Origin of the sequence: Paraburkholderia sp., from assembly GCF_035501035.1 — a bacterium.
Classification (GTDB): domain Bacteria; phylum Pseudomonadota; class Gammaproteobacteria; order Burkholderiales; family Burkholderiaceae; genus Paraburkholderia.
The window spans coordinates 1-6484 of sequence record NZ_DATJWR010000329.1; the positions used below are offsets into that span (position 1 = coordinate 1).

Annotated in this window: 4 protein-coding genes; 2 read left to right on the forward strand and 2 right to left on the reverse strand. The window is 62.6% G+C overall.

Features of this window, described 5'->3' with window-relative positions; all coding sequences use genetic code 11:
* On the forward strand, positions 1-807 hold an 807-nt coding region (locus tag VMJ11_RS24525; protein ID WP_325622632.1), incomplete at its 5' end, for a porin.
* Between the two features lie 164 nt (positions 808-971).
* Here the strand turns inward: VMJ11_RS24525 and VMJ11_RS24530 are convergent.
* A complete protein-coding gene (locus VMJ11_RS24530) occupies positions 972-2645 on the reverse strand; it encodes a long-chain fatty acid--CoA ligase (RefSeq protein ID WP_325622634.1) in 1674 nt (557 codons plus the stop codon).
* A 144-nt stretch (positions 2646-2789) separates the two neighbouring features.
* Positions 2790-4868: a molybdopterin oxidoreductase family protein gene (locus tag VMJ11_RS24535; RefSeq protein WP_325622636.1), complete on the reverse strand. Its 2079-nt coding sequence runs from the start codon at positions 4866-4868 to the stop codon at positions 2790-2792.
* Positions 4869-5049: 181 nt separating this feature from the next.
* Between VMJ11_RS24535 and VMJ11_RS24540 the strand changes: the two genes are divergently transcribed.
* Complete coding sequence (locus VMJ11_RS24540) at positions 5050-6243, forward strand: M20 aminoacylase family protein (protein WP_325622638.1); 1194 nt, start codon at positions 5050-5052, stop codon at positions 6241-6243.
* Positions 6244-6484: the final 241 nt, after the last annotated feature.

Consider the following 6484-nt stretch of genomic DNA (forward strand, 5'->3'; position numbering starts at 1 on the left):
GAAGCCGGCGACCAGTGGGGCGGCTACATCGCTGCTCACCCGCAGGATCTGGACAACTTCAACAACGCGTACCGCACCAACAACACGGTCAAGTTCACGAGCGCGAACTACGCTGGCCTGACGTTCGGCGGCACGTACAGCTTCGGTGGCCAGGCAGGCAACTTCTCGGCGAACCAGATCTGGTCGTTGGGTGCTGGCTACAACAACGGCCCCCTCGTCCTCGGCGTTGGTTACTTGAATGCACGCACGCCGAACGCAACCGGCGGTCTGTTCAACAACGGCGGCTCCGCTGGTGCTTCTGCAGCACTGACGCCGGCGAACAACACGGTGTATGGCGGCTTCGCGTCGGCCAACACGTATCAGAGCATCGGCGCAGGCGGCGCATACACGTTCGGCGCAGCAACGTTCGGCCTGACATACTCGAACGTCAGCTTCCGCAACCTCGGCTCGACCGGCGCGACGATCTTCCAGCGCGGCACGAACGCCACGTTCAACAACGTCGAAGCGAACTTCAAGTACCAGATCACCCCGGCTCTGCTGGCTGGCTTCGCATTCGACTACACGGACGGCAACAGCGTCACGCGTGCAAACGGCACGAGCGAAAGCGGTGCGAAGTACTACCAGTACGCGCTGGGCACGGACTACTTCCTGTCGAAGCGCACGGACGTCTACCTGATCGGCGTGTACCAGCATGCTTCGGGCAACGATTCGACGGGCGGTGCTGCCGTCGCTTCGATCAACAACCTGACCGCGTCGAGCAACGACAACGTGTTCACGGCACGTATTGGTATCCGTCACAAGTTCTAATAAGAACAGTCGCTGTAGTCTCGAAGGCGCCTCCGGGCGCCTTTTTTCATTGCAGCGCTCGCTCGTTCGCGGCGCCTCGCAAGGCGAAAAAAAGCGGCCTGCCGTTGATGGGCAGGCCGCTTTTCACTTGGTTACCGCTTCCCGTGCGCTCCGTTCGCGCGCTTTCAGGCGTGACTGTCGCGCAACTCGCGGCGCAGGATCTTGCCGACGTTGCTCTTCGGCAGATCGTTGCGGAACTCGATGACCTTCGGCCGCTTGTAGCCGGTGAGCTGGGTCTTGCAGTAGTCGAACACTTCCTTGTCGGTGAGCGCCGGGTCCTTTTTGACGATATAAAGCTTCACCGCCTCCCCCGAGTGCTGGTCCGGCACACCGACCGCCGCCACTTCGAACACGCCCGGCAGCTTCGCAACGACGTCCTCGACCTCGTTCGGATAGACGTTGAAGCCCGAGACCAGAATCATGTCCTTCTTGCGATCGACGAGCTTCACATAGCCGCGCGCATTCATGAGGCCGACGTCACCGGACTTGAAGTAGCCGTCGGGCGTCATGACCTTCGCCGTTTCTTCCGGGCGCTGCCAGTAGCCCGCCATCACCTGCGGCCCACGGATGCAGATCTCGCCGGCCTCGCCGATCGGCAGTTCGTTGCCGGCGTCATCGCGAATCGAGATTTCGGTGGACGGCAGCGGCAAGCCGATCGTGCCGGTGTATTCCGTTGCCGTGACCGGATTGCAGGTCGCGCAGGGCGACGTTTCCGAGAGCCCGTAGCCTTCCACGATCGGCGTATGCGTGCGTTCGTACCAGCGTTTCGCCACCGCTTCCTGCACCGCCATGCCGCCGCCGTTGGCGACCAGCAGATGCGTGAAGTCGAGATTGCCGAAATCCGGATGGTTGAGAATCGCGTTATAGAGCGTATTGACTGCGGGGAACGTCGTGATCGAGTAGCCGCGCAACTCCTTGATCATCCCACCGATATCGCGCGGATTCGCGATCAGGATCGCGAGACCGCCGGTGCGCATCGTCAACAAGCCGCATACCGTCAGTGCAAACACGTGGTAAAGCGGCAGCGCGGCGACCGTCACCGGCTGCGCGCCGGACGGCAGCTTCGCGAGTGCAGGTTCGGTCCATACGGCCGACTGCAGCACGTTGGCGATCAGGTTGCGATGCAGCAGCGTCGCGCCCTTGGCCACGCCCGTCGTGCCGCCCGTGTACTGGAGAAAAGCAACGTCATCAGGTGTCTGTTCGACGCGCTTGAAGCCCGCGCGCGCACCAGCGGCGATTGCATCGTTGAAGCGCACATGCCCCGGCAGGGACCAGGCAGGCACCATCTTCTTCACGCGCCGCACGACGAAGTTGACGATGAAGCCCTTCGCACCGAGGAGGTCGCCCATCGACGCCACCAGCACGTGCTTCACGCGCGTATTGGCGATGACGGCGCTCAACGTTCCCGCGAAGTTCTCCAGAATGACGATCGCCTCCGCGCCGCTGTCCTTCAACTGATGCTCGAGCTCGCGCGGCGTATAAAGTGGGTTCACGTTCACGACGGCATAGCCCGCGCGCAGCACCGCAGCCAGTGCGACCGGATACTGCAGCACGTTGGGCATCATGAGCGCGATGCGCGCGCCGCGTGCGATGCCGCGCGACTGGAACCACGCGGCCAGACGCTGCGAGAGTTGGTCCAGCTCACCGTAGGTGATCGTCTTGCCCATGCATGCGAAAGCGGGCTTCGCACGGTACTCGCTGAAGCTCTCTTCGAGCAGCGCCGTGATGGACGCGTAACGGCTCGCGTCGATTTCCGCGGGTACGCCGGGCGGGTACGATTTCAGCCAGACTTTTTCCATGCGGCGTCTCCTCCTTGATTTTTCGAATGGTCGTGCTAAAAAGCGGATCGTAGCATGGCGACCCGGCTTTTATGTCAGCAAATCAGCGAGTTAGAAAGGCCCCTCGAACGCGGTTCCCGGGGCGGTGAACGAGATCAAGCGGACTCAGGCGCGTTCGACTTCAACGAGGCAGTCGTAAAAGGTCGCTGAGCCACCCAGGTCTGTGAGCGCCTGGCTCGTCACCTCGTTGGCGTTGCGGCCGTCGGGCGACAGCTTCTTCCACCAGATCGACAGGCCGACCACGAGGCCGCTGCGGGCGCGATCGGTCACGCGCGCCCGCGCGCGCATCGAGCCGCGGTCGTTGAACACACGAACCTCGTCGCCGTCGGCGATCTGGCGAAGCGCGGCATCGGCGGGATTGAGGTCGACATGCGGCTCGCCTTCGGTCGCGCGCAGACTCTCCACATTCACGAAAGTGCTGTTCAGGAAGTTGCGCGCGGGCGGCGAGATCATCGCAAGCGGATACCGTGCGGCAAGCTCGGGTGCGCCGTCCGCCGACTCATGCGGCGGCAGGTAATCGGGCAGCGGATCGAGCCCTGCGTTCGCGAGCGCCTCGCTATAGAACTCGCACTTGCCCGTGGGCGTGCGAAAACCGCCGTTGGCGAACGGCGCTTCGGCGATGTCCAGCTTCAGCCAGCCTTCGCGCTTGAGCGTCGCCCAGTCGGCGCCGCCGAACGCGGGATCGCTCCAGTCGAATGCGCGGGCCGCCACCTCTTCGTCGCATTCGAACAGCGCCGGTTCGGTCAAGCCCATCGCACGCGCGATCGAGCGGAAGATCTCGGTGTTCGGTCGCGCCTCGCCCACGGGGGCGATGGCGGGCAGGTTCGCCATCACGTGGGTGTGGCCGTATGACTTGTGAACGTCGAGGTGCTCGAGCTGGGTCGTGGCGGGTAGCAGCAGGTCGGCGTAATCGGCCGTGTCGGTCTGGAACTGCTCGAGCACGATCGTAAAAAGATCCTCGCGTGCGAAGCCGGCCGCGACCTTCGCCGACTCTGGCGCGACGGCAACGGGGTTCGAGTTGTAGACGACAAGCGCCTCGATCTTCGGGCCGAACACGGAATCGCCTGGGTGCGTGAGCGCATCGCCAATCTGGTTCATGTTCACGATGCGCGGCTGGTGCTGCGGCCAGCCTGGGATCAGGTCGGGACGCTGGAGCGTGTTCGCATCCACGGCAGCCCAGCCCGACGACGAGAGCAGCACGCCACCCGCCCGCTCGCGCCAGGCACCGGTCAGCGCGGGCAGACACGCGATCGCGCGCACGGCATTACCGCCGCCACGCACGCGTTGCAGACCATAGTTCATACGGATTGCCACCTTGCGCGTGGAGGCATAGACGCGCGCGAGATCGACAACCACCCGCTCCTCGATGCCGCAGATCGCCGCAACTCGCGCAGGCGTGTAGGTGAGCGCGCGAGCCTTCAACGCTTCGAAGCCGTGCGTGTGCGCGGCGATGTAGTCGTGGTCGAGCCTGTCTTCGGTGATCAGCACATGCATCATGCCGAGCGCGAGCGCGCCATCCGTGCCCGGTTTGAGCGCGATATGCTGATGGCATTTCTCGGCGGTCAGCGAGCGGTATGGATCGATCGCGATCAGCTTTGCGCCGTTGCGTTTCGCCTCCTGCGCACGGGTCCAGAAATGCAGGTTCGACGCAATCGGGTTCGAGCCCCAGATCAGGATCACCTCGCTTTCCGCGAAGTGCTCCGTAAGCATGCCGAGGCTCGAACCGAACGTATAGCGAAGGCCAGCTACCCCTGCTGCCGCACAGATTGCACGATCGAGACGCGAAGCGCCGAGCTTGTGAAAGAAGCGCTGGGCAATGCTCTCCGCCTGCACGAGCCCCATGGTGCCGGCATAGCTATACGGCAGGATCGCTTCGGGCGCACGTTGCGCGATTTCGCCGAGGCGAGCGGCTGCGATCTTGCAGGCCTCATCCCAGGTGATCGGCTCGAAGCGCCCTTCGCCCTTGCGACCTACACGTCTCATCGGCTGCGTGAGGCGCTTCGGATGATGGACGCGCTCGGCGTAGCGGGTCACCTTCGTGCAAAGCACGCCCTGTGTAGGCGGATGATCGGGATCGCCGCTCACCTTGATCGCCCGGCCATTTTCGACGGTTACGCGCATCGCGCAGGTATCGGGGCAGTCGTGTGGGCAGACTGCGCGGGCAAATTCGGCTCGAGCGTTCATGGGAAATCCGCGGAATGCAGCGTTATGTCGTAGATGCGATTTTATTACGCCGGAACGCGGCGGCTAACGACGCCCCATGAGTGATATCCCGAAAAAAAAGGTTCGGCGTAGAATGGTCCGTCTAGACCCGGCCTCCTGAGGGGACAAACACCGGGCGCCCACTTTTTGAGCACCGTCCGCCATGAAACTGATTCCGGAAATCCAGGCCGCCCAAGGCGAAATTCAGGGCCTCCGACGAACGATCCATGCGCATCCCGAACTGCGCTACGAAGAAACGCAGACTTCCGACCTTGTCGCCTCGAAGCTCACCGAATGGGGTATCGAGGTGCACCGCGGCATGGGCAAGACCGGCGTTGTCGGCGTGCTCAAGCGCGGCAGTGGCAAGCGCATGGTCGGGCTGCGTGCCGATATGGACGCGCTGCCAATCCAGGAACTCAATACATTCGATCATCGCTCGCACAACGACGGCAAGATGCATGCATGCGGCCACGACGGGCATACCGCGATGCTGCTTGGCGCGGCTCAATATCTCGCTCGGCACGGACAATTCGACGGCACGATCGTCTTCATTTTCCAGCCCGCAGAGGAAGGCGGTGCGGGCGCGAAGGCCATGATCGACGACGGCCTCTTCAAGCAATTTCCCGTCGATGCCGTTTTCGGCATTCACAACTGGCCGGGCATGCCCGCTGGCCACTTCGGCGTGACCGAAGGGCCAATCATGGCTTCGAGTAACGAATTTCGTATTGAAATAAGAGGCGTGGGCTCGCATGCCGCATTACCGCACAATGGTCGGGATCCGGTTTTCACGGCTGTCCAGATTGCGAATGGGCTGCAGAGCATCATCACGCGCAACAAGAAGCCCCTCGATACGGCCGTACTGTCGATCACGCAGTTTCATGCCGGCGATGCGGTGAATGTGGTGCCGAACACGGCGTGGCTCGCGGGAACGGTGCGGACCTTCACGACAGAAACCTTGGATCTGATCGAATCGCGGCTACGCAAGATCGCCGAGAGCACAGCCGAGGCGTATGACTGCTCGGTCGATATCACCTTCCATCGGAACTATCCGCCGACTGTAAACAGCAGCGCGGAAGCGCAGTTCGCCGCCGAGGTCATGCGCGAGGTGGTGGGTGAGGATCGCGTGGATGCGAACATCGAACCGACCATGGGTGCGGAGGACTTCTCGTTCATGCTGCTGGAGAAGCCCGGCTGCTACGCGTTTCTCGGTAACGGCGAAGGCGGTCATCGGGAAGCAGGACACGGCGCCGGTCCTTGCATGCTGCACAACGCGAGCTACGACTTCAACGATCAGCTGCTGCCTGTGGGATCGTCATACTGGGTGCACCTGGCGACGAAATTCCTGCGTCGGCAATGATTTGCCGACGCTGTTAACGCAAAAAGCCGTCCACTGGACGGCTTTTCTGTTTCCTGCGCTTCGTCCTGCTTCGTTTCGTACTGCGTACGATGTAGGGACAGCGCCCAAACGCCAGAACCCCGGCTCTCTTTCGGAGAAACCGGGGTTCTGGACATTACAGCATGAGGAGCCTGACGATTACCTACTTTCACACGGGCAATCCGCACTATCATCGGCGTGGAGTCGTTTCACGGTCCTGTTC

Excerpts from the sequence above, each read along its gene's own strand:
- VMJ11_RS24530 (WP_325622634.1), bottom strand. The coding sequence starts at position 2,645 with ATGGAAAAAGTCTGGCTGAAATCGTACCCGCCCGGCGTACCCGCGGAA.
- VMJ11_RS24535 (WP_325622636.1), bottom strand. The coding sequence starts at position 4,868 with ATGAACGCTCGAGCCGAATTTGCCCGCGCAGTCTGCCCACACGACTGC.
- VMJ11_RS24540 (WP_325622638.1), top strand. The coding sequence starts at position 5,050 with ATGAAACTGATTCCGGAAATCCAGGCCGCCCAAGGCGAAATTCAGGGC.